This window comes from Pandoraea pnomenusa, from assembly GCF_000767615.3.
In the GTDB taxonomy this organism is placed as follows: Bacteria; Pseudomonadota; Gammaproteobacteria; order Burkholderiales; family Burkholderiaceae; genus Pandoraea; species Pandoraea pnomenusa.
In genome coordinates this window covers 2,751,381-2,772,780 of sequence record NZ_CP009553.3, presented here as the reverse complement: position 1 = coordinate 2,772,780, position 21,400 = coordinate 2,751,381, and the positions used below count along the sequence as shown (strand labels likewise).

Below are 21,400 nucleotides of genomic sequence, written 5' to 3'. Positions count from 1 at the left end.
GGCCGGGCCCCCGGTCCGGGGCCCCGGCCGCTTACGCCCATCGCGGCGTGGCCGTTCCCAGTGCAAGGGCTGGCAGGGCCCAGTCGACGGAGGTGCCCTCGATCGACATGGGCGTGGCCACGCGACGTACCGGTCCCCACGACGTATCCTCGATCCGCGCCGACAGGTCGTGCGCCGTTTCCGGGGCAAGCGGTGAAGGCGCGGCGGGCGGCGTACGGTGGGCGACGAGCAGTCGTGCCGTTCTGGCGAGCGAGGCGCGCACGGTGGCGCCCTGGCGCTGGGTCTGACGGCGCTTCAACGCGTGGATGGCCGCCGCGGCCATCAGATAACCGGTTGCGTAGTCGATACCCTGGCCGGGCAGCGGCACTGGCCGCCCGGTACCTCCCGCATGCATGCCGGCGTCGGCGATTCCCGCGCTCATCTGTACCAGGCTGTCGAATCCCCGCCGCGCCTGCCAGGGGCCATTCCAGCCATAGGCGTCGAGCGAGACGTCGATGAGTCCGGGATTGAGTTCGCGGCGTCGCGCCTTGCCGAGCCCGAGACGCTCGAGCGCATCCGGCCGATAGCCGTGTACGAGGACATCGGCCTCGCGCAGCAGCGCCTCGAGCACTGTGCGGCCATCGTCGTGTTTCAGATCGAGCCGCGCGCAACGCTTGCCCAGCACGACTTCCGGCACCGTGCCGGGTTCGTCCCATCCGGGGGGATCGATGCGCAGTACCTGCGCGCCGAAGCCTGCCAGAAACCGCGTTGCCGTCGGTCCCGCGAGAATGCGCGTGAGATCGAGCACGCGAATGCCGCTCAGCGGTCGTTCGCGCATCGGCTGCCAGTCGCGGCCGCGCGCCTGAACGCCGGCATCGAACGTTTCCCAGTGGAGCAGGGGTTCGCCGGCAACCGCCATGCCTTGCGGATGCGCGTCCCATTGCGTCATCGAGCGCATCGCCGCTGCGCATCCGCCTTCGACGATGACGGCCGTTTCGAGCGCGTCGGCCTGCCAGCTCGCGACCTTTCGCGTCACGGCCTCTCGCTCGGCCGGCACGCCGAGCACTTTCAGCGCTGCGGCACGATGATGCGGGGCGTTGGTATGCAGGCGAATCCAGCCGTCGGACGTGCGATAGTCGCCCGCGATCGGATCCCAGATCGGGGGCGACGTCCAGCCTTGGGCGCGCAACGATGTCTGGAACCAGAACGACGCCAGGCGCCGGTCCACATTGACCGCCGGCAGCGAAGATGCGCCATCGAGTCCGAAATCCGCCGCCGGGCCGGCGGACAGACCGGCGACGGCAAGGGTTGCGTTGGCGATCGCCGCAGTGGCGAAATCGGTATACGGAAATACGCAGGGAAGTGCACCGTGGCCGCTTAGCGTCAGTTCGGGTGGCGTCGCGGTGCTCGAAGCGTCGAGCGCGCATCGCATTTCGTTCAGATAGGGTTTGACGAAGCCGGTGTCGTCGGCAAGGGCAATGGCGCGACCGGAAACGGCGAGAGACATGGGGAATCCTCGATGAATTCGATGTGGGGCATCGCAACGCGTCGCGATACAGGACTGCCGGCGAATGGAAGCTTATGCCGATGGATTTTATTGTCAATATTGATTAGATTAATCAATCTGTTGCTTTCACCTGGACTTCCCGGAACGTCCGTCACGCCACATGAACTACTTCACCGCCGCACAGGCCGCCGAGCGTCTTGGCGTGTCCCTCCAGACGCTTTATGCCTACGTAAGCCGTGGATTGCTTCACGCCGAGCCCGGTAAAACGCACCGCGAGCGCCGCTATCGCGTCGCCGATGTCGAGCGTCTGGCGGCGCAACGCACCCGTGGTCGCAAGCCCAGGGAGGTCGCCAAGGCGGCGTTGGACTGGGGGATGCCGGTGCTCGAGTCCTCGATCACGCTGATCGAGGACGGACGATGCTACTACCGGGGGCGTGATGCCCTGACGATGGCGGAGTCGACCTCGGTCGAAGCCACGGCGGCGTGGTTGTGGCAATGCGACGAGGCAACGGCGTTCGCCGCGCGCGAGGACCGCGAATCCGGCCCGGACGATTGGCCCGCCTTGCTGCTCGATCGATATCGCGGGCAACGTGCCGAATCGGCGTTGCTGCCGGCATTTACGGTCGCGAGCGACGATACCGCCACAGGCATCTGGCAGCGCGATGCGACGCGTGTCGCGCGGGGAAGCGCCGAACTGCTGAGGTTGATGACGGCCTGCCTGCTGGGCACCACGCCGAGCGACGCCCCCGTTCACGAGCAATGCGCGCACGCGTGGGGCGTTCGCGATGCGTCGGGGGCGGATCTGATTCGCATGGCGCTGGTGCTGTGTGCCGATCACGAGTTGAACGCGTCGAGCTTTACGGCGCGTTGCGTGGCATCGACGGGCGCCAGCCTGCGCGCGGCGGTCGTCGCCGGTCTGTCGGCGCTGACCGGGGGGCGTCACGGCGGCACCACCGCGCGCAACGAGGCGATGTGGGATGAGGTGGGCGAGACGCACGTTGCCGCGCGCCTGCGAGAGCGGCTCGCGCGTGGTGAGAAGCTGCCTGGCTTCGGGCATCACCTTTATCCGGCCGGTGATATTCGCGCGAGCGCGATGCTTGCGCGGGTGCTGCCGTCGCACCCGACATGGCAGACCATGATCGAAGCGGCCGACACGTTGGTCGGGCAGCGCCCGTCGCTCGATTTCGCGCTGGTGGCGGTGCGGCGTCACCTCGGGCTGCCGGTGGGCTCGGCGTTCGGCCTGTTCGCGCTGGGCCGCACCATTGGCTGGATCGCCCATGCGCTTGAGCAACGCGAAAGCACCCGCTTGATTCGCCCGCGCGCGGCGTACGTGGGCGTAAGACCCGCGCCGATCTCCCGCGTGTGACGCGATAAGGCCTCGGGTATCCCTTCAGGTCGCGACCTGGCGCCGGAACGCGATGCGATCGGCCGCCCAGACGAGTGCCATCGTCGCGCCCATTAGCGGGAAGATGGCGCCGAGCGCGACCATGCCGGCGACCCAGGCGCGCATTGGCGGGCGCGACGCCGCACGAGCGGGCGCGCCCAGCGTCCGGGCCGGGCGGCGCATCCACCACATCGCGAATCCGGTCACGGACATCGCGAGCAACCCCATCGAGATTGCTGCACAAAGCCATTGATTCGCCGCGCCGAAGTACTTGCCCATGTGGAGCGAGGTGCCGTAGGAGATCGCTTGTGCGATGCCGCCGTAAGCGCTGTAGTCGATGTCGCGAAGTACCGTGCCGCTGTATTGGTCGATGTGCATGGTGCGCTCGGCGCGCGGGTCGGCCGGGAAGTACGACACGGTGTACACGCCGTCCGCCGTCGATGGCACGACGAGGCTGTAGCCGTTCTGAACGCCGCGCCGCGCAGCGATGGCCATGACCTCGTCGATGGAAAGCGCGCCCGTCGCGCGCAAGCGCGCGGGCGTCATGCCTGTCGCGTCGGCCATGCCGTCGTGCCCGGCATGGTCCGTGGGAGCGCCCGCCGCGCGAGGCGTCGCCTGCCTCGGCGCGGCATGTGGCATACCCACCATGTCCGGCGCGCCGGACCGCGGCACGGGCATATTGCCGACGGCCCACGGAATCTGGGAGAGGGGCAGGTCGTCCATCGTCGTCGGCTTTTCGGGCACCGTTGAGCGCACAGGCGCCTTGCCCCAGGCGCCGGGTGGCGAGCCCATCCCGGCTTGCGTCGCGAGTGCCTTGAACTGGGCGCCCCACAAGCCGGTCCACGGCAGCCCGGTCAGCACGAACGCCAGCCCGCCGGCCGCCAGCCAGAGGCCCATCACGCCGTGCAGATTACGCAGCAGGGCCCGGCCGCGCAGTTGCCAGCGCGGTCGCAACGCGTTCGCCCACGTCGCACCGGCGCGCGGCCACCAGAGTGCGAGACCGGTGCCCAGCATCACTAGCGTCCAGCAGCCGGCCAGCTCCATGAGCCACTCGCCGGGTTTGCCCAGCATGAGCGAGCGATGCAGGTTGCGCGCTTGTTGCATCAGCCGGTGTTCGACGCTCAGTGTGCCGAGCACCGTCCCCGTATAGGGATTGACGTAGACGCTTTGGCGCGTGCCGTCGGGCAGGCGAAAGATGAACTCGGCGCTGCGCCCGGGGGCGCGGTTGACTTCGACGCTGCTGATCCGCGCGCCGGTGGGCAACGCGGACGCTGCGTGTTCCATCAGCGTCTGCTCGGCGATTCGCGGCGAATCGGACGCCTCGACGATCATCCTGTCGTGATAGAGCCACGGTTCGATTTGCGGGGCAAAGACATACAGCGTGCCGGTGAGGGCCAGCACCATGAGCCATGGCATGACGAAGAGGCCCGCATAGAAGTGCCAGCGCCAGAGGGTGCGATATTGTCCGGCGGCTGTGCCCGGTTGCGCCCGTTGCGCACGGGCAAAGGGGATATTTGGGGGATGCATGAGGCAACGATTCCCTCTCGTGTCGCCGCGGGCTGCGCGATGCGAGTGCCGCGGCATGCGCATGCCGTCCTCGCGTGACGTCGTGTCCAGACGTCGACGTGCACGGCAGGCGCAAATGAAGAGCGACGCCACCACCGCCGTGGGTGGGGCGTCGGACTGAGCGCGAGATCAGGAGAGGGCGGGCGGCGCGCGTGCTGGCGGCGCGAAGGCGAGGCGGGGGGAGGGCGCGAGCGTGTCGCCGACGGGGCCGGCGCGGGCAACCCAGGCGAAGGCAACGGCGCCCGTGAGCGACGCCATCGTGAGCGGCGGGTGATTCGCGAGCAGCGAGCAATAGCCGCAAACGTCCCCGGCGCTGTCGTGCGAGGCGTGGGGCATCGACGCCTCGTGGCTGTCATGCATGGCCGATGCGCGCGATGCCGACTTCGAGCTCAAGGGCCCGTCCACGCGGCACAGCGCGACGTCCAGCCATCGCGCCTGCTCAGCGCGATGCGCCGCCATTACCTGACTCACGACCGGCATGCCGATTGCCAGGCACATGGCGACGAGGCCAAGCCATGCGAACAGGCGTCGTTTGTGGGCGGTCAGGTGCATTGGACAGCGAAGGATGCCGTAGCGAGCGGAAAGCCGGAATGCTATCACGAGGGAATTTTGAATCCGTTTGTGTCGATGCTTCGAACGGATACATTCGGACACAAACGGCGGCGGGCGCGCGGATATAACTCTGACTACGCGCCCGGCAGGCATCGAAACGGCTGGCCCCAGGGCGTGTTGGCTTCGCTTTTCCGGCACGCGCCGGACCATCACTTACTGAGGACAACAACCATCATGTCGGAATCGATCAATCTTCGCCGTCGACGTCTGTTGGGCACCACGCTGGCGGGCGCCACGCTCGCGGAACTCGGCTTTTCATCGCTTGCGCGGGCATCCGTCTCGAGCTCGGCCGGAGGGCATGCCTCGTTCGAGGCGATGCGCCAGGTCGAAGCGGGAGACCTGAGCGTCGGATATGCGCAAGCGGGACCGGAAGACGGCAAGGTCGTGATCCTGCTGCACGGCTGGCCGTATGACATTCACAGCTATGTCGACGTGGCACCGTTGCTGGCCGCGGCAGGTTACCGTGTGATCGTGCCGTACCTGCGCGGCTATGGCTCGACCCGGTTGCTGTCGGCGGCGACGCCGCGCAACGGTCAGCAGGCCGTGGTGGCGGCCGACGTCATTGCCCTCATGGACGCCCTGAAGATCGATCAGGCGATTCTCGGCGGCTACGACTGGGGAGCGCGCACCGCCAATATCGTGGCCGCGATCTGGCCGGAGCGGGTGAAGGCGCTAGTCTCGGTGAGCGGGTATCTCATCGGCAGCCAGGCGGCCAACCGCGCACCGTTGCCGCCGCAGGCCGAATTTCAGTGGTGGTATCAGTTCTACTTCGCCACGGCGCGTGGCGCACAAGGTTATGCGGCGAACACCGATGCGTTCAACAAGCTCATCTGGCAACTGGCGTCGCCGAAGTGGCAGTTCGACGATGCCACTTACGCACGCTCGGCGGCCGCGTTCCACAATCCCGACCACGTGGCCATCGTGATCCACAACTATCGCTGGCGTCTCGGGCTGGCGCAGGGCGAGCCGCGCTTCGATGCGCTCGAGCAGCGTCTGGCGGCGGCGCCGAAGATTGCCGTGCCGACCATTACGATGGAGGGTGACGCCAACGGGGCGCCGCATCCCGCGCCGGCCGCTTACGCGAAGCAATTCACCGGGAAGTACCAACATCGCAACATTGGCGGCGGCGTGGGCCACAACCTCCCGCAGGAGGCGCCGAAAGCTTTCGCCGACGCGATTCTGGAGGTCGTGGCGCTGTGAGGGGGAAAGCGCCGCGCGCCTGCAAAGGCTCATCAGCCTCGACGGCATGATCGGAGCGGACGGATGCCTTACCCGACACGCCGCACGCGCAGCATCAACCAGACCATCACGGCGGTGATCAGCACGGTCGCGAGCACGGCTTTCCAGAGCGAGTGCGTGAGCACCCAGGTGGCTGCGGCGGAGACGCCGAACAGGAGGATTGCCAGCCACTCGAGCGTCTTGTCCAGCGAGGTCTGGTCGCGGTAGGTGTATTTGCCCCCGGCTTTGGGGGCGTCGGTGGATCCCCTCGCTGTGCCGCGAGGGCGGGGCGCACAGGCGGGGAAGGCTTCCACGAGCCGGGGGCTCGGCCACGGGTTGACCTCGGCGCGCGGATCGCCCACGCCCGTGGTGAGCCAGACCGCGTTGCCATCGGACGCGCGGCGCGCCTCTTCGACGTCTCGAGCGAGACCGGCATCGATCGGCGTGCCATGCTCCAGTGCGCCCATGCGCTCCAGTTGATCCGTCAACCAACCGGTGGCGTCCGTGACGTCCGGCAGCCCGCTCGTGCGCACCAGAACGAAAGGCCCATACGCCGTGCGGATGTAATCGACGAAGGCGTCATGAATGAGGCGATAACGTTCGCCCAGCAACGCGACAAGCGCCTCGCGCCGCCGGGCGGTGCGCTCGAGTGCCAGCGCCTTGGTCGTCACCAGATAGGGATATGTCGCATCCCTTTCGTCCGGGGGCACGCTTTCCAGGAACTCCTCCAGTTCGATGGCTTCATCTTCAGGGTCGAAGTCGTCGATGACATGCGCGAAATGAACGTCTTCAACACTGAACAGCGTACGCCAGAAGAGGGGCAGGCAGGCATTCGCTTCCAGCGACGGACCGCCAGCGGCGAAGTATGGCTTCAGTTCCCCCTTGCGACCCTCAGGCATGCGTGGCCACGGCGGACTCTCGAGAAAGACAGGATGGGACATGTCTTGAGCCTTTAGCTGATTGGGTCGGTGCAACCCGGAGTTGACACGCCGAACTTTCGGGGCGGTCGGCAGCCGGGGAAATTCTGTCTGAAGCGCGCCGATTTGTCACCTTGCGGGCGGGGCGGCGGGAAATGCGCAAGGCAACGCGGAAGCGGAGGGGGAACGAGTGCGTTGCAATTGCAATTGGCGCATGGCATGATCGACGGCGATGAATTGCAAATGCAATCGTATGGTGGGCGTGCACTCGGGCGTGCGCTCGGGTGTCGCCGGTTTCCTTCCCTCCGGACATTGAATAAGGACATTTCAAATGGCGCTTCAACTCTATGGATTCTGGCGTTCGAACGCGGCGTTTCGCGTTCGCGTGGCGCTGGCACTCAAACGTTTGCCGTACGAAGAAATCGGCGTGGACTTGCTGGCGGGACGGCAGTTCGATGCGGCGTACGCCGAGGTGAATGCCGGGCATATGGTGCCGACGCTGGTTCACGATGGGCATCGAGTGTTCCAGTCGCTGGCGATCATCGAGTATCTGGACGAGTTGTACCCCGAGCCCCGCCTGGTGCCTGGCGATGCGAAGGATCGGGCTCATGTTCGCGCGCTGGCTTCGGTTAGCGCCGCCGACTCGCATCCGCTGGTCGTGCCGCGAGTGCGCAAGCATCTGGCGCAGGCGTTTGGGGCGGACAAGGAGTCAATCGAGGCGTGGTGCCGCCATTGGGGCGAGGAGGGTCTCGCCACGTACGAGCGTATGCTCGGGCAACGACCGGCGTCGCCATTTGTGATGGGCGACACGCCGACGCTTGCAGACATCTGCATTGCCGGGCAGGTCGTCATCGCCGATCTCTACGGTATCGACGTAAGCGCGTTTGGGCGTGTGGCCGCGCTGTCCGAGCGCTGCTTCGCGCTGCCAGCGTTCGCGGATGCCCACCCGAAGCGTCAGCCTGGCTTTCTGGCCTGATTCAAGCTCGATTCGCGCGCGAAGCCGGTGTGAACCAGGGGGAAGCCGGTTTGCGTCAGCCTTGAACCCGACTTGAATCAGGCATCGACAGGCGCCGTCGAGAACCGTTCACGGAGTTCTTCGAGCCCCAGCGATTCGAGCACGTGTTCGAGTCGCTCCGCCGGGCGGCGGCGCGGCAGATCCTTGTACTGCGCGACGATCAGTTCGTTCTTCATCGAGTGTTCCCAGCCCACCAACTCGGTCACGCTCACTTGGTAGCCATGCGCCTCCAGTTGGAGGCAGCGCAGCACATTCGTGACCTGGCTGCCGAATTCGCGCGTATGCAGCGGATGCCGCCAGATCTCGGTCAGCGGATTGCCTGCCAACTGCTTGCCTTTGTGCTTGCGCAATACGCCGGCGACTTCGGCCTGGCAACACGGCACCAGCACGATGTGGCGCGCCTGCTTGGCCAGCGCGAAACGAATGGCGTCGTCGGTCGCGGTGTTGCAGGCGTGCAGCGCGGTGACGACATCGATCGTCGCCGGCAGCTCGGGCGACGTGATCGAATCCGCCACCGACAGGTTCAGGAACGACATCCCTGGAAAGCCGAGGCGCTGCGCCAGTGCCTGCGACGTCCTGACCAGTTCCTCGCGCGTTTCGATGCCGTAGATATGCGAGTCGTCGGCGAGCACCTTGAAGAAGAGGTCGTAAAGAATGAAGCCCAGATAAGACTTGCCGGCGCCGTGATCGGCGAGCGTGACGCGACCGCGGTCGTTCTTGACTTCCTGAAGCAGCGGCTCGATGAACTGGAACAGATGATAGACCTGCTTGAGCTTGCGACGGCTGTCTTGGTTCATCTTGCCGTCGCGAGTCAGGATGTGCAGTTCCTTGAGCAACTCGACGGACTGTCCAGGGCGGATCTCGTGGGTGTTCGGTGCGGGCGGTGTCAGGGGCGTTTTCGACATGGGGGCTGAATTTGCTGCGGGCGGTGAAGCGGCCCGGAAAGACCGATAGTTTACCGAATTCCGGTGTTGCACGAGCATGGGTCGCCGAGGCAGTCGCCCGCCGGGTCGGCCGCGGCCGCCTGATTGGCGTCGTGGGGCAATGCGTTGGCGCGACGCGACAAGGCGGTGGATCGTTTGTGCTATTCTTGAACTATTCACAAACTATTCAATGGTCAATGCGCCGGGAGGGCAGTCATGCCGGATCCTTTGCCGCGAGTCGACGAACTGCGCCGCCTCTTGTCCCATGGAATAAGGACGGCAGCGGAAATCACGTCAGTCCTCGCCATCAGCCAACCAACGCTTTCTCGCCTGGTTCGAAGCGCACCTGAACTATTCACCAACTTTCGGGTGGCAGGTGAGCGTACGCCCAAATACGGACTGCTGCGGCAGTTGCCGGGAGGGCTGGGTCCGCGTCAATCGGTGTACCAGATCAACGAAGCCGGGGCCATCGGGCCGTTCGCGGGGATCGAGTTTCTCGGGGGCGGCGCAACACTGGAGCTGTCGGACCGGGGCAATGTCCTCTATGACGGATTGCCGCCTTACATGCATTTCGCGTCGCCGTCGGGCTTCCTGGGACGTCAGGTGGCCCGCTCAGTGGCCATGGACAAGCAATTTCCGGAGAGTTTGCGCGACTGGAGCGACGAGCACCGTATCGCGTATCTGTTCTCGCGGGGGCTGAACTTGCCCGGCAATCTCGTCTATGGTGACGCGTCGCTGCAGCGGGAAATGGAGTTTCGCGAATTGCCGCCCGTGCCGCGTGACGAGAAGCTTGCCTATTACGAGAGCATGGCGAACCAGTTGAAGGATGCGTCGTATGGGTCCAGCGCCGGTGGTGAGCAGCCGAAGTTCCTGAGCTTCACGCAGGACGTGGGGCACGTGATCGTCAAGTTCGCGAAGCGCGGTGGACGCATGGCCGACCTGCTGCTGCTGGAGCACATCGCGCAGCAATCGTTGTCGCTTGCCGACGTGCCGGCCGCATCCACGACGGTCCTCATGTCGGAGCGCTACGTCTTTCTCGAGGTACAGCGTTTCGATCGCGTGGGCCGTTACGGCCGCATCGGCATGCTGTCCGCGGGCGCCATCGACGACGAGCGCTTCGGACGGCGCGATACCTGGTCGCAATTCGCGACACGTTGCGAACAGGCGGGCGTTTTGTCGGAGCGCGAGGCGGCGAAGATTCACGTCATGGCCGCGTTCAGCGAACTGATCGGTAACGGTGACCGCCATTTCGAGAACATTTCGTTGCTCCTGGACGCAAGCGGGCGCTTTACACGCGTCGCGCCCGCATACGACATGCTGCCGATGCGATACGCTCCGCTGGGCGGCGACGTCGATCCGGATCTGCTGCCGGTCACGCCAGGCGTGGGCACGATCGGCGCGCGCCCGGTCGTGTGGGAGCGCGCGTTTCGGGCTGCGGAGGACTTCTGGGGGCGTGTGCACCGCAGCGAGTCGCCGGTGGCGATTCCCGAAGCTTTCCGGGCGCTCGCCCGCGTCAATCTGGACGTCGCCACCCGGTTCGTGGCGCCGCTTTTGCCCTCGACGCGTCGATGAGCGCCGCCCCGGGACCGGGTGCTGCGGCGTGGGGGATCGCAGGCCCTCCGCCCGTGCACGCAACCATGAGCGACTGCGTCAGCGCGTGCGCTGCGATGTCGCCTCGTACCACCCCTTCGTGCTGTTCACGATGCGCACGACGAGCAGCATGAGCGGCACCTCGACGAGCACACCGACGACCGTCGCGAGGGCCGCGCCGGAGCGCAAGCCGAAGATGCCGATGGCGGTGGCCACTGCCAGCTCGAAGAAGTTGCTCGCCGCGATCAGGCACGACGGCCCCGCCACGCAGTGAGCGACGCCAAGCTTGCGGTTCGCGAGATAGGCCAGTCCGGCGTTGAGCAGGACCTGTACGACGATCGGCACGGCCAGCAGTGCGATGACACGCGGTTCGGCGAGCAGGACTTCTCCCTGAAAGGCAAAAAGCAGGACGAGCGTCGCGAGCAGGGCGCTCATCGAGTACGGCGCGACAGTCGATACCGCTGTGTCGAACGCCCGCTGGCCGCGGCGCAGAAGCCCTCGCCGGAGGGCTTGCGCAATGGCGACCGGAATCAGGATGTACACGATGACCGAAACGATCAGTGTCTCCCATGGCACGGTGATTGCCGACACGCCGAGCAGCAATGCCACGATGGGGGCGAAGGCGACCACCATGATGGCGTCGTTCAGGGCCACCTGCGAGAGGGTGAAGTACGCGTCGCCCTTGCAGAGTTGCGACCAGACGAAAACCATGGCCGTGCAAGGCGCCGCGGCAAGCAGAATGAGCCCGGCGGTGTAGCTGTCCAACTGATCCGCCGGCAGCCAGGTGGCGAAAAGGTGGCGGATGAACAGCCACGCGAGCAGCGCCATCGAGAACGGCTTGACGAGCCAGTTTACGGCCACCGTGACTGCCACGCCGCGCCAATGTTCGGCAACCCGGCCGAGCGAGCCGAAATCGATCTTGAGCAGCATCGGCACGATCATGGCCCAGATCAACACGGCGACCACGATGTTCACGTGCGCGACTTCCAGGTGCGATAGCCGAACCACGAGGGTCGGCGCGACATGACCGATCCCAACGCCCACGACCATGCACAGCGCGACCCATAGCGACAGGTATCGCTCGAACGTGCCCATCGCTGCGGGGCGCGCGCCCTCGGGGGCTTGAGAAGGCTGCAATCCTGACATCACTGCCCCTTGGCGCGAAGCGCATCGCCCATTTGCTGCAGTTCGCCATGAGCGGCAGCCGGGTCGAGCTTATCCAGCGGCAAGTCCACCAGGAACTCGATTCGCGTGCGCAGTTGCAGGTATGCCTGCACGAATGCCTTGCGAATGTCGTCGGGCGAACCCGTCGCTTGCGACGGGTCGGGCACGCCCCAATGCGCCTTGGCCGGATGACCCGGCCAGAACGGACAGGCTTCACCCGCGGCGTTGTCGCACACCGTGAAGATGAAATCGATGACCGGGGCGCCGGGTTGCGCGAACACGTCCCAGGACTTGCTTTGCAAGCCCGACGTGTCGATGCCGCGCGAAGCCAGCAGCTCGAGGGCATACGGATTGGGCTTGCCGGACGGCTGGCTGCCCGCACTGAACGCGACGAAGCGTTCGCTGCCGATCTCATTGAGAATGGCCTCGGCCAGGATGGAGCGGGCCGAATTGTGCGTGCACAGGAACAGCACGTTGCGTTTGGTGGTATCCGCTTGACTCATATTTGACTAGAATTCCAGAAATATCGAAATTTAACGAGGCCTTTCACGACCCATGGGCGTGTCGCTGCCTCGCGATTGAAAACACCGTCCCATCCTTGCCAAAAGCCACTTTGAACGATTCCGACGCCGTCAAAGCCCTCGCCGCCCTGGCGCAGGGCCACCGTCTTGCCGTCTTCCGGCTGCTTGTCGTCGCGGGCCCCGACGGCCTCAGCGTCGGTCACATTGCCGAGGCGCTGGGCCTGGCCAACGCCACGCTTTCGTTTCACCTGAAGGAGCTGGCCAACGCCGGTCTCATTGCCTCTCGTCAGGAGGGCCGATTTGTCTTCTATTCGGCGTCCATCGACAGGATGAACGCGCTCATTGCGTTTCTGACCGAGAATTGCTGCCAGGGCGTACCGGGGCTGTGCGAGCCGTCGTCGCCCCGGAAGTGCTGATCCGTTGCATCATTTTCCTTCTTCCGAGGGCGGCGTCGCGCGTGCGCCGATCGCGATCGCCGACAGATCCGTCGACACGTCGAGCGGTGTTTGCGCCTCGACGCGCTCGCTGTAACGGTCGACCAGATAGTCACTCCTGCCGCGCAGCAGGAGGGTGAACTTCACCAGCTCTTCCATCACATCGACGACGCGGTCGTAATACGCGGACGGCTTCATCCGGCCAGCCTCGTCGAATTCCTCGAACGCCTTCGCGACCGACGACTGGTTGGGGATGGTGAACATGCGCATCCATCGTCCGAGCTGGCGGAGCTGATTGACCGAATTGAACGATTGCGAGCCGCCGCTGACTTGCATGACGGCCAGTGTTCGGCCTTGCGTGGGACGAATGCCGCCCATCGACAGCGGCAAATGATCGATCTGGTTCTTGATGACGGCGGAAATCGTGCCGTGCCGCTCGGGGCTGCACCACACGTGGCCTTCCGACCAGAGGGACAGGTCACGGAGTTCCTTCACCTTGGGATGCGTGTCAGCCTGGACTTCGTCGGGCATGGGCAGGCCGCGTGGGTCGAAGATGCGAACTTCCGCACCCATGCGTTGCAGCAGGCGCGCCGCCTCTTCGATCAGCAATCGCGAATAGGAGCGCTCGCGCAGCGAGCCATAGAGCATCAGAATGCGCGGAGGTGCGGCGCCCGGCATGCCGAGTTTCGCCGCGATGGCGGTATCGAGAAACGCCGGCTTGATGGCGGGAAGGGGCGAATCCAGGGCAATGCAGGATGTCATGACGGCTTGCGGAAGGTAGTTGTTTCTATATTTCCAATTTTATGGAATTGTTTGGCTCGGCGCAAGCGCCTTCCATGCATCGAGGGCAACGCGCTGCGGGGTTGGTCGGTCGGGGGCTCGTGGGGCGCATCTGACCGCCGGTATCGAAGATCACGCTCCGCCCGACAAGGCGACGAACCCGAAAATCCTCGCCAACGACGGCACGCATGTCACGAGCGTGAGGCTCACGACAGTACCGACCAGCACGATCCAGAGATATCGATTGCGCACCAGGGGTCTGTCTCCGGTCGTTGCAAGGCCGGAAAGGGCGGGGGTCACGAAGATCAGCGCCACGTTGGCGACAACGAGGAGCACGAAGGCGAGCGTGCGCGCCCGGGCGACCTCGCCGTCGAGTCTCAGGAGCGTCGCATAGGCGGCAAGGACAAGCAGCGCGCTCAACGTGCCCGCCACCGCGCTGCTCGCCAGCGCACGCGCGTCGAGCAGGCGTGCCTGGGCCGGGCGAGGCGGCAAGCGCATCAGGTTCCGAGCCCCCGGCTCGTTTTCGAAGACGATCGAACAGACGGGATCGATGATCAACTGCAGGAAGACGATGTGCACGGGCGCGAGCATCGGCGGCAGACCGGCGACGACCGGCAAGGTCGCGGCCGCGACCATCGGAATATGCACGGCGACCGTGAAATTGATCGCGAGCACGATGTTGGCGTAAATGCGCCGCCCCAGGCGAATCGCCGCGACGATCGGGCTGAAATCGTCGCGCAACAGCACCAATGCCGCGACCTCGCGGGCGACCTCCGCGCCGCGCAATCCCATGGCGATGCCGATATGCGCGGCCTTGAGGGCGGGGGCATCGTTCACGCCGTCGCCCGTCATTGCCACGATTTCGCCGTTTTCGCGCAGCGCGTTCACCAGTTGCAGCTTTTGCCCGGGGCTGATGCGAGCGAAGATCTCCGACGCGTTCACCGCCTCGCGAAGCGCCGCGCCGCTCATGGACGCCAGATCGCGTCCAGTGACGACACGGCGATTGTCGATCCCCACGTCGGATGCGATGGCCTGCGCCGTGGTGGCGTAATCGCCCGTCATCATGACCACGCGGATGCCGGCGGTCCTGCATTCGGCGATGGCGCCCGCGACCTCTGGACGAACCGGGTCGGACAGGCCCACGAGTCCGACGAACGCGAACGCGAAGCCGTGCTGATGCGCGGGCCATTCGCCGGGCAGGTATTCCGATTTCGCGACACCCAGCACGCGCAGACCGCGCGCGGCCATGTTGCGCGCCCGCTCGAGGACTTGCCCGGTCTGTGTCACGCTCATCCGGCACAGGGCGCACACCGCCTCCGGCGCGCCTTTGCAGGCAATGGCGTGATACGCGCTGTCCGACTGCGTGCGCCAGGCATGCGACATGGCGGGCAGCTCAGGCGTCAAGGCGTATTCGTGCACCAGCGACCAGTCCGTGTGCAGGCGCCCCGTGCCGGCAAGCGCCGACCGGCCCACGGCGTGAAACGCGCGCTCCATCGGATCGACGGGGTCGATCTCGCTGGCGAGCACGAGGTATTCGATGAGCTCGTGAAAGGGTTCTTCAATGTGGGCCGTGTCCGGACCGATGTCGAGCATCCGGCCGTCGATCGACAACGCACTGACCGACATCCGGTTTTGCGTGAGTGTCCCGGTCTTGTCCACGCACAGCACGCTTGTCTGTCCCAGCGTCTCGATGGCGTTCATCCGCCGCGTCAACACACCTTCCCCGGCGATGCGTCGCGCACCCAGCGCAAAGAATACGGCGAAGATGACGGGAATTTCCTCCGGCAATATGCCCATCGCCAGCGTGATGCCGGCGAGCAACCCGGGCAGCCACTGCTCGAAACGCCACCGATAGATGACGCTCAGCGCCACGACCAGTAACAGCGCAATGAGCGCAAACCCGTTCACCAACGATTTGGCCTGTCGCTGAAGGGGGGATGGCGCCTCCGAGATGTCGCCCAGCGACTTGCCAATGCGACCGAGGGCGGTGTCGGGTCCGGTGGCGATCACGCGCATGCGCCCTTGTCCGCGCACGACCATCGACCCGAGGTACAGCAGGCGGTCAGTTGAAGCATCGGCGCCGGCGGGTGTGTCGCCGCCACGCTTGTCGATCGGCGTGGACTCTCCGGTGAGCAAGGCTTCGTCCACGCTGAGTTCGTGGGCTTCGATGACGATGCCGTCGGCCGGAACGCGGTTGCCCTCGTCCACAAAGGCGATATCGCCGGGGACCAGTTCGGTGGCGGGCACCCATCGCCGCTCACCGTCACGCAGCACCTCGGCGCGCGGCGCGGACAGCTCCCGCAGGGAATCGAGGACTCGCGCGGCCCTGCGGGACTGATAAACCGTCAGGCTCACCACGCCGAGCACAAAGGCACACAGCGTCAACGCTTCAGTACGGTCACCCAGGGCGAAGTAGACGCCGCTGGCCGCGAGCAACAGCAGGAACATGGGCTCGCGAAGGACGTCGGCAAGCACGAAGCGCCAGTCGCCGCGACTTCGGGCGTCCACCACATTGCTGCCATGGCGGGCGCGTTGCTGCGTCACCTGAAGCGTCGAGAGCCCGCGATCGGCGTCGACGCAAGGCAGCTGCGCGCATTCCATGCCAGCCGCCGGTTCGGGAAGCGGGGGTGCCAACGATTCGCGCGTTCTGAGCACGGGAGCGCCGGATGTCGGGGGGAGGCCGTTCGCCGATCAGCGTCGCGGCTTCGGGCAACCCTTGCAGAGATACATATTCCCGAAGTAGTCGGGATCGTCCCATGCGAAGTGCAGATCGAGGTTGCCGCGCGTCGGCACTCGCACCTTTCGCACTTCCGAGTTGCGCGCCGTTTGCGCCACGATCCGGTAGCCGCCCGCGGGAATGCGGACGAAAAGGAACGGGCCCTCGGTCCGCACGGCCAGCATCTGGTGTCCCGCCAGCGTCGTGATGGTGACGTCGACGTCGGAAAGATAGCTTCCCGTTTTCGAGGCAAACGTCATGCGAAGGTTGTATTTCGGCGCGACTTCACGGAATTCGCGCACCTCGTCTTCGCCGATGCCGCCGGTGATATAGCTGACCTCGTCGCCGGCCTGAACGGGCTGGCCTGGCGCCGCCCTTGCCGCCAGCGACGTGAGACAGCAGGCAAGGAGCGCGAGCGCGAGCAGGCGCGTCATGTGGCGAGCTTCCCGGAACATGGCAATTCTCCAGACGAATCGATACCTCAAGCATGGACATCGCCGGCCGGTCGCATGTTGATGGATATCAACGCCGGACGGATTGCCGCACGCATGGCGAGGGTCGGCGCGTGTTCGGCGTTGTTCTCTTGACGTGCCTCAAGTCGCGCGTGTGTGGCGCGACTAGCGTTGATACACGTGCCCATGATCGGTGCGCGCGGCGGGTGCCCATGCCCCCGCCTTCAACGCAGAGGAGAGGATTGCCATGCAACGTGAAATGAAACAACGAGGCTTTTCCGTCGCCCTTCGGGTCGCCCTGGGCGCCCTGGCCGTCGCGGCAGCACCTGCCATGGCGCAGCCGGCGGGCGGCGGCTGGGGCTGCGCACAGGGCTATGGCCCCGGCATGATGCGCGATGGGTACGCCGGTCGCATGATGGGGCCCGGCATGATGGACTGGTCGGGCGGATGCGGGCCCTGTGCGGGGCCGGATGGGGCACCCCAGCGAGAGAACCTGAACCTGAGCGTGGACCAGGTTCGGAGCAACATGGAACAGTGGCTCAAACGGTCCGGCAATTCACGCCTGAAGCTTGGCAAGGTCGCGGAGCGCGATGCCGATACGATCACCGCCGATGTGGTCACTGCGGAGAAAGACGTGCTCGTGCAGCGTTACGAGGTGAACCGGCACACGGGATTCATCCGGTCGGTCAAATGACCGGCGGGGCATGTCCTCCTGGCCCGGGGGCAGGGGATATGCCCGTCACATCCTGTAGGGAAGCCCTTCCTCGATCGGGAGCGAGGGGTCGCGGGACCACTCGTTCCAGGAGCCGAAGTACAACCGAACATTCCTGATCCCGGCCTCTTCGAGCGCGACGAACGTGTTGGATGCACGCGCGCCCTTGAAGCAGAACACGATGACCGGCGTGTCGCGCGAAATGCCCACCGTGGCGCATTCGGCGAGAATTTCGCTGGGCGATTTGAACATCTTGCCCGTCGGGGTCGGCTTCATCATTCGATACCATTCGATCCATACCGAACCGGGAATTCGCCCTTTGCGGGGGCAGAAGTCCTTGCCGTACGGCGATGAACTCTCGGCGATCCATTCGTCCACGTCACGCACATCGAGTTTCACGATGCGTTTATCGGCGACGGCGATCTTCATTGCGGCGAGATCGACGAGAATGTCGCGCGCGCCGGCGTTCTCCGGAAACGCCACCGGCGCCGGATGCGGAACCTCGGTCGAGCTGGGCAGCCCGGCCGCGCGCCACGCCGCAAAGCCGCCGTGGAGTACCTTGATCTTGTCGCGCGGGTAGCCGAGAAAGCGCAGCAGGACATAACCCCGACAGGATTGCCCGAACCCCGTTTCCATCGATTGCTCGTAGATCACGGCGGTTTCCTTGCCGGACAGCCCGGCCTTGCCGAAGGCGTTGGCAAACGTGTCGTGAAGCGCATTCAGGCCCTCGGGCGTCGAGGTCGCAAGATAGGTAAAGATCTCGTGAATATTGACGGCCCCCGGGATGTGGGCTTCGGCGTAATTGGCCGCGTCGCGCGTGTCGACGACGACGGCGGCCTCCGTGTTCAGCATGGCGGACAATGCTGCCGGCGAAATCAGAACGTTGGCGTTCACGGGCGACCTCCTGTCCATGCGCAGCGCATGATACGCAAGCGTAGATCACGCCCGGCATCGCGCGTTGATGTGGATCAACCCTCCCGGCACGGCGCGATCGTCGCTTGGTCGAGGCCTGCGCGCAAGGCGAGGGGAGGTTGGCAGTCTGCCCGGGATCTTCGACTATTTCGTCGGCATGTCCATCGAGTGATGGTGGGTCATGCCGGCGTCCTGTTTGTCGGTTGCGTCGTGGCCATGGTCTGATAACTGGGCATCGAACCACTGGTGCAGCGCGGCGACCAGACGCCCGTGTTTCGAACGGTACGCAATTTCGCCGCCGTTGGGCAAGTCGCGATAGCGAATGTCAAGTTCCCCCGGCTTCGCTGCGCGCAGTGCGGCCAAACCGGGCATGTCCGCGCCATGGATCTGACCGGGCGCTCCGAAATCGCCGGCGGAGAAACGCTGGGCGATGGCCGACAGGTGTTCGCGAATCAGCGTGACCTGCTTCGGATCGTGTGTCTTGGTCACGACCTGCTGGATGCCGCCGTCGGCAGTTTTCGAGAAGACGTGGGTCGTCGCCGCAAGGGAGAACGGCATGACATCGGCGCCGCGTCGCGACACATCCATCTGGCGCGGCGTATCGTTGGCACGCGCCGACGCTGCAAGCGCGAGGGTGCCCAGCAGAAGAATGGGAGATGCCGCGGCAGCGGCGTACAAATGGCGTTTCATGTGGGGACTCTCCATGGCGGGTTGCCGTGCGCGTCATGTGCGTCGTTTTCGTGAGCGCCCGTGCGGCTGCGGAACGACGAGGCTCGTGCTGCCCGTACGTCACCGAATGCCCAGTGTAGCCGTATTCCGGTCGGTGCCGGCAGACGCGCCAGCGCATTATCCCTTGGTATTGGCGACGGAGACTGGCGGGAAAATGACGCTCACGTCCAAGCCGTAGCGGGCGCTTTCGTCGGAAGTGCTTTCGTTGATATAGGAAAGACGAATCCGCGCCCCGGATTTGTCGGCGACGGCCTTCGCAATCGCCAACCCAAGGCCCGAGCCCGTGGTCTGTGTTCCAAGGACGCGATAGAACGGATCGAACACACGCTCACGTTCTTCCGGGGCAATGCCGGGGCCGGTGTCCCTGACCCGAAGCACGACCTGACGGGAATCCGACTCGAGCACGAGGTCGACGCGCCCACCGGACGGCGTGTAGCGAATCGCATTGTCGACGAGATTCTTCATCAGCATCTCCAGGTCCGTCTCGCTCACCGGCAGGGCGGCGTCCTCCTGCGCCTCGATGCCGATGTCGATCTGTTTGGCTTCGGCAAGCGGGTGCAGGGTTTCGAGCGTGCGGCGGAATATCTTGAGGGCGGAGTCGGTGCGCGCATTGGCGTCTTGCTGTGTTGCCTGCACACCGGAGAGCGCGAGCAAGTGATCCAGAAGATGTCGATTTCGCTCGATGCCCTGCCGCAATTCCACCAGACGCTCGCTTGCGGACTCGGACATCGGCGCTTCGGCGAGCCGCTCGGCTTGCAGGGAAAGCGCCGTGAGCGGTGTGCGAAGCTCGTGGGCGGCGTCGGCGACGAAGCGGTGCTGGGCATCGACCGACGTGGACACGCGCGCCAACAGGTTGTTGATCGCGTGAAGGAACGGCCGAATTTCGTTGGGCAGGTGTTCCGTCGGAACGGCATGCAGTTCGCTGTACTGACGCTGATCGATCTCGCGCGAGAGGCTGGCCACTGGGCGGAATACTCGCCGAACGAGCCAGCCGACCACGAGCAGCAATACCGGGACGAAGGCGATCAGCGGCATGACGGTGCGAATGGCACTGGTGCGTGCGATTTGGTCCCGGACGTCGGTTTCCTGCGCGACGGCGATGCGCTCGCCGGATTTCAGTGTCTTGGCGAGCACACGGTAAGGTTCTCCGCCGACCTTCACTGTCGCGAGCCCGTCCGGAATCGACAACGTCAACGGCAGCGGCAGCTTGTCGTCGCCATCGGTTGGACCGCTGCCGGGCGGCGGGGAGACCCCGAGGCGCTGGACGACGACGCGTGCGTCGTCGCTGTTTGCCTGCGGCGCCTGGATGTCCTGAAACTCGCTCGCGGGGAGATGGTTATTGTCGACGAGCGCGGCGACCTGCCGCAGGATGTCGTCCTGGAGTTCGTGGGCTTCGTCGAAGGCGGCGCCAAACGAGATCACGCCGGCAATGCCGGCGAACACCAGGATGGCGACCGAGAGCCACAGGCTCAGGCGAAGCCGAAGCGAGTCGCTCAGTCGCGCTTTGTGACCATCCATCCTGCGCCTCTCACATTCCGGATCGTGTCCGTGCCGAGTTTCTTGCGAAGCGAATGGATGAGGAATTCGATCGCGTTGCTCTCGACTTCCTCGCCCCATCCATAAATCCGGTCTTCGAGGTCGCTGCGCGACAGGATCGCGCCGGGGCGAGTGAGCAGTGCCTCGAGCAATGCGAACTCCCGATTGGACAGTTGCACCGCGGCCGATGCGGTTGTCCGCGCCTCGCGCGTTGCCGGATCGAGGGTCACGACCCCGTTCGTCATGACGGGCAACGCCTGTCCGGACTGGCGGCGCATCACCGCACGAATGCGCGCGAGCAATTCCGCCATTTCGAACGGCTTCAGGATGTAGTCGTCAGCGCCGGCGTCAAGGCCTTTGAGTCGTTCCGGCAATGCGTCCCGGGCCGTAACGATGATGACCGGAACGCGCTGCCCTTTGGCTCTGAGGTTTTGCAGAACGGTGTGGCCATCCTCGCGAGGCAGGCCAAGGTCGAGCAACACCAGATCGTAATGTTGGCACTCGGTGGCGGCGAGGGCCGCCTGTCCGTCGTTGACCCAATCGACCGCGAACGTCGCATCTCTGAGCGAGTCGCGCACGACGCGGCCAATCATCGGATCGTCTTCGACGAGCAAAATTCGCATGTCCTGGTCTCTGAGGTGACACGGCGATGCGCTTTCGTCGGTGCGCGTTGCCGGCATTGGGCCCGATCGACACTCCCCGCGGAATGTCGTGCCTCACTCGGACACATTGT

The 21,400-nt window shown here is 65.3% G+C and carries 20 protein-coding genes; 6 read left to right on the top strand and 14 right to left on the bottom strand.

Going from position 1 to position 21,400, the window contains the following annotated elements; all coding sequences use genetic code 11:
• Window positions 1–31: 31 nt before the first annotated feature.
• On the bottom strand, window positions 32–1,411 hold the full coding sequence (locus tag LV28_RS36435; protein WP_048806638.1) for a CoA transferase: 1,380 nt from the start codon (window positions 1,409–1,411) through the stop codon (window positions 32–34).
• Between the two features lie 235 nt (window positions 1,412–1,646).
• On the opposite strand from LV28_RS36435, the gene LV28_RS36430 reads away from it, so the two are divergent.
• Complete coding sequence (locus LV28_RS36430; RefSeq protein ID WP_038617439.1) at window positions 1,647–2,852, top strand: citrate synthase family protein; 1,206 nt, start codon at window positions 1,647–1,649, stop codon at window positions 2,850–2,852.
• Window positions 2,853–2,876: 24 nt separating this feature from the next.
• Here the strand turns inward: LV28_RS36430 and LV28_RS36425 are convergent, their stop codons facing one another.
• Both LV28_RS36425 and LV28_RS36420 read right to left on the bottom strand, forming a co-directional pair.
• Window positions 2,877–4,397 (bottom strand): PepSY-associated TM helix domain-containing protein, encoded by a 1,521-nt coding sequence (locus LV28_RS36425; protein WP_038617442.1) that lies wholly within the window; start codon window positions 4,395–4,397, stop codon window positions 2,877–2,879.
• Between the two features lie 168 nt (window positions 4,398–4,565).
• Window positions 4,566–4,988: a DUF2946 domain-containing protein gene (locus LV28_RS36420; protein ID WP_024788897.1), complete on the bottom strand. Its 423-nt coding sequence runs from the start codon at window positions 4,986–4,988 to the stop codon at window positions 4,566–4,568.
• Between the two features lie 234 nt (window positions 4,989–5,222).
• Here LV28_RS36420 and LV28_RS36415 point away from each other — a divergent pair, with 234 nt between their 5' ends.
• Window positions 5,223–6,248, top strand: a complete 1,026-nt coding sequence (locus LV28_RS36415; protein ID WP_025249198.1) for an alpha/beta hydrolase — start codon at window positions 5,223–5,225, stop codon at window positions 6,246–6,248.
• Window positions 6,249–6,316: 68 nt separating this feature from the next.
• Here the strand turns inward: LV28_RS36415 and LV28_RS36410 are convergent, their stop codons facing one another.
• Window positions 6,317–7,207 (bottom strand): hypothetical protein, encoded by an 891-nt coding sequence (locus tag LV28_RS36410; RefSeq protein ID WP_147291563.1) that lies wholly within the window; start codon window positions 7,205–7,207, stop codon window positions 6,317–6,319.
• Between the two features lie 307 nt (window positions 7,208–7,514).
• Between LV28_RS36410 and maiA the strand changes: the two genes are divergently transcribed.
• On the top strand, window positions 7,515–8,159 hold the full coding sequence (maiA, locus tag LV28_RS36405; protein ID WP_023596065.1) for a maleylacetoacetate isomerase: 645 nt from the start codon (window positions 7,515–7,517) through the stop codon (window positions 8,157–8,159).
• Between the two features lie 77 nt (window positions 8,160–8,236).
• Here the strand turns inward: maiA and LV28_RS36400 are convergent, their stop codons facing one another.
• Window positions 8,237–9,103 carry a class I SAM-dependent methyltransferase gene (locus LV28_RS36400; RefSeq protein ID WP_038617449.1) on the bottom strand — a complete coding sequence of 289 codons (867 nt, stop codon included), beginning with the start codon at window positions 9,101–9,103 and terminating at the stop codon, window positions 8,237–8,239.
• A 234-nt stretch (window positions 9,104–9,337) separates the two neighbouring features.
• Between LV28_RS36400 and LV28_RS36395 the strand changes: the two genes are divergently transcribed.
• Window positions 9,338–10,693 carry a HipA domain-containing protein gene (locus tag LV28_RS36395; protein ID WP_080685384.1) on the top strand — a complete coding sequence of 452 codons (1,356 nt, stop codon included), beginning with the start codon at window positions 9,338–9,340 and terminating at the stop codon, window positions 10,691–10,693.
• Between the two features lie 78 nt (window positions 10,694–10,771).
• Here the strand turns inward: LV28_RS36395 and arsB are convergent, their stop codons facing one another.
• A complete protein-coding gene (arsB, locus tag LV28_RS36390; RefSeq protein ID WP_023596062.1) occupies window positions 10,772–11,857 on the bottom strand; it encodes an ACR3 family arsenite efflux transporter in 1,086 nt (361 codons plus the stop codon).
• Complete coding sequence (locus LV28_RS36385) at window positions 11,857–12,378, bottom strand: arsenate reductase ArsC (RefSeq protein ID WP_023596061.1); 522 nt, start codon at window positions 12,376–12,378, stop codon at window positions 11,857–11,859. Before LV28_RS36385 ends, arsB begins: the two co-directional genes overlap by 1 nt.
• Before the next feature lie 110 nt (window positions 12,379–12,488).
• Here LV28_RS36385 and LV28_RS36380 point away from each other — a divergent pair, with 110 nt between their 5' ends.
• On the top strand, window positions 12,489–12,812 hold the full coding sequence (locus LV28_RS36380) for an ArsR/SmtB family transcription factor (RefSeq protein WP_023596060.1): 324 nt from the start codon (window positions 12,489–12,491) through the stop codon (window positions 12,810–12,812).
• Between the two features lie 9 nt (window positions 12,813–12,821).
• On the opposite strand, the gene arsH is transcribed toward LV28_RS36380, so the two are convergent.
• From arsH to LV28_RS36365, 3 genes are all read right to left on the bottom strand, one after another.
• Window positions 12,822–13,592 carry an arsenical resistance protein ArsH gene (arsH, locus tag LV28_RS36375; protein ID WP_038617456.1) on the bottom strand — a complete coding sequence of 257 codons (771 nt, stop codon included), beginning with the start codon at window positions 13,590–13,592 and terminating at the stop codon, window positions 12,822–12,824.
• Between the two features lie 150 nt (window positions 13,593–13,742).
• Complete coding sequence (locus tag LV28_RS36370; RefSeq protein WP_048806340.1) at window positions 13,743–16,211, bottom strand: cation-translocating P-type ATPase; 2,469 nt, start codon at window positions 16,209–16,211, stop codon at window positions 13,743–13,745.
• A 90-nt stretch (window positions 16,212–16,301) separates the two neighbouring features.
• Entirely contained in the window at window positions 16,302–16,781 is a 480-nt protein-coding gene (locus LV28_RS36365; RefSeq protein WP_081255998.1) for a hypothetical protein, read from the bottom strand.
• A gap of 244 nt (window positions 16,782–17,025) precedes the next feature.
• On the opposite strand from LV28_RS36365, the gene LV28_RS36360 reads away from it, so the two are divergent.
• Window positions 17,026–17,472 carry a hypothetical protein gene (locus tag LV28_RS36360; RefSeq protein ID WP_058371656.1) on the top strand — a complete coding sequence of 149 codons (447 nt, stop codon included), beginning with the start codon at window positions 17,026–17,028 and terminating at the stop codon, window positions 17,470–17,472.
• Between the two features lie 45 nt (window positions 17,473–17,517).
• Here the strand turns inward: LV28_RS36360 and LV28_RS36355 are convergent, their stop codons facing one another.
• From LV28_RS36355 to LV28_RS36340, 4 genes are all read right to left on the bottom strand, one after another.
• Window positions 17,518–18,384 (bottom strand): sulfurtransferase, encoded by an 867-nt coding sequence (locus tag LV28_RS36355; protein WP_023596055.1) that lies wholly within the window; start codon window positions 18,382–18,384, stop codon window positions 17,518–17,520.
• A gap of 162 nt (window positions 18,385–18,546) precedes the next feature.
• Window positions 18,547–19,092 carry a hypothetical protein gene (locus LV28_RS36350; RefSeq protein ID WP_038617467.1) on the bottom strand — a complete coding sequence of 182 codons (546 nt, stop codon included), beginning with the start codon at window positions 19,090–19,092 and terminating at the stop codon, window positions 18,547–18,549.
• A 156-nt stretch (window positions 19,093–19,248) separates the two neighbouring features.
• Window positions 19,249–20,649, bottom strand: a complete 1,401-nt coding sequence (locus LV28_RS36345) for a sensor histidine kinase (RefSeq protein ID WP_023596053.1) — start codon at window positions 20,647–20,649, stop codon at window positions 19,249–19,251.
• Window positions 20,625–21,290 carry a response regulator transcription factor gene (locus tag LV28_RS36340; protein ID WP_023874290.1) on the bottom strand — a complete coding sequence of 222 codons (666 nt, stop codon included), beginning with the start codon at window positions 21,288–21,290 and terminating at the stop codon, window positions 20,625–20,627. Before LV28_RS36340 ends, LV28_RS36345 begins: the two co-directional genes overlap by 25 nt.
• Window positions 21,291–21,400: the final 110 nt, after the last annotated feature.

What these genes read in the sequence shown, in the direction of transcription:
- LV28_RS36365 (WP_081255998.1), bottom strand. Translation starts at nt 16,781, where the DNA reads ATGTTCCGGGAAGCTCGCCACATGACGCGCCTGCTCGCGCTCGCGCTC.
- maiA (WP_023596065.1), top strand. Translation starts at nt 7,515, where the DNA reads ATGGCGCTTCAACTCTATGGATTCTGGCGTTCGAACGCGGCGTTTCGC.
- LV28_RS36400 (WP_038617449.1), bottom strand. Translation starts at nt 9,103, where the DNA reads ATGTCGAAAACGCCCCTGACACCGCCCGCACCGAACACCCACGAGATC.
- LV28_RS36415 (WP_025249198.1), top strand. Translation starts at nt 5,223, where the DNA reads ATGTCGGAATCGATCAATCTTCGCCGTCGACGTCTGTTGGGCACCACG.
- LV28_RS36425 (WP_038617442.1), bottom strand. Translation starts at nt 4,397, where the DNA reads ATGCATCCCCCAAATATCCCCTTTGCCCGTGCGCAACGGGCGCAACCG.
- LV28_RS36385 (WP_023596061.1), bottom strand. Translation starts at nt 12,378, where the DNA reads ATGAGTCAAGCGGATACCACCAAACGCAACGTGCTGTTCCTGTGCACG.
- LV28_RS36340 (WP_023874290.1), bottom strand. Translation starts at nt 21,290, where the DNA reads ATGCGAATTTTGCTCGTCGAAGACGATCCGATGATTGGCCGCGTCGTG.
- LV28_RS36395 (WP_080685384.1), top strand. Translation starts at nt 9,338, where the DNA reads ATGCCGGATCCTTTGCCGCGAGTCGACGAACTGCGCCGCCTCTTGTCC.
- LV28_RS36430 (WP_038617439.1), top strand. Translation starts at nt 1,647, where the DNA reads ATGAACTACTTCACCGCCGCACAGGCCGCCGAGCGTCTTGGCGTGTCC.
- LV28_RS36410 (WP_147291563.1), bottom strand. Translation starts at nt 7,207, where the DNA reads ATGTCCCATCCTGTCTTTCTCGAGAGTCCGCCGTGGCCACGCATGCCT.
- LV28_RS36435 (WP_048806638.1), bottom strand. Translation starts at nt 1,411, where the DNA reads ATGCGATGCGCGCTCGACGCTTCGAGCACCGCGACGCCACCCGAACTG.
- LV28_RS36345 (WP_023596053.1), bottom strand. Translation starts at nt 20,649, where the DNA reads ATGGATGGTCACAAAGCGCGACTGAGCGACTCGCTTCGGCTTCGCCTG.
- arsH (WP_038617456.1), bottom strand. Translation starts at nt 13,592, where the DNA reads ATGACATCCTGCATTGCCCTGGATTCGCCCCTTCCCGCCATCAAGCCG.
- LV28_RS36420 (WP_024788897.1), bottom strand. Translation starts at nt 4,988, where the DNA reads ATGCACCTGACCGCCCACAAACGACGCCTGTTCGCATGGCTTGGCCTC.
- LV28_RS36360 (WP_058371656.1), top strand. Translation starts at nt 17,026, where the DNA reads ATGCAACGTGAAATGAAACAACGAGGCTTTTCCGTCGCCCTTCGGGTC.
- LV28_RS36350 (WP_038617467.1), bottom strand. Translation starts at nt 19,092, where the DNA reads ATGAAACGCCATTTGTACGCCGCTGCCGCGGCATCTCCCATTCTTCTG.
- arsB (WP_023596062.1), bottom strand. Translation starts at nt 11,857, where the DNA reads ATGTCAGGATTGCAGCCTTCTCAAGCCCCCGAGGGCGCGCGCCCCGCA.
- LV28_RS36370 (WP_048806340.1), bottom strand. Translation starts at nt 16,211, where the DNA reads ATGGAATGCGCGCAGCTGCCTTGCGTCGACGCCGATCGCGGGCTCTCG.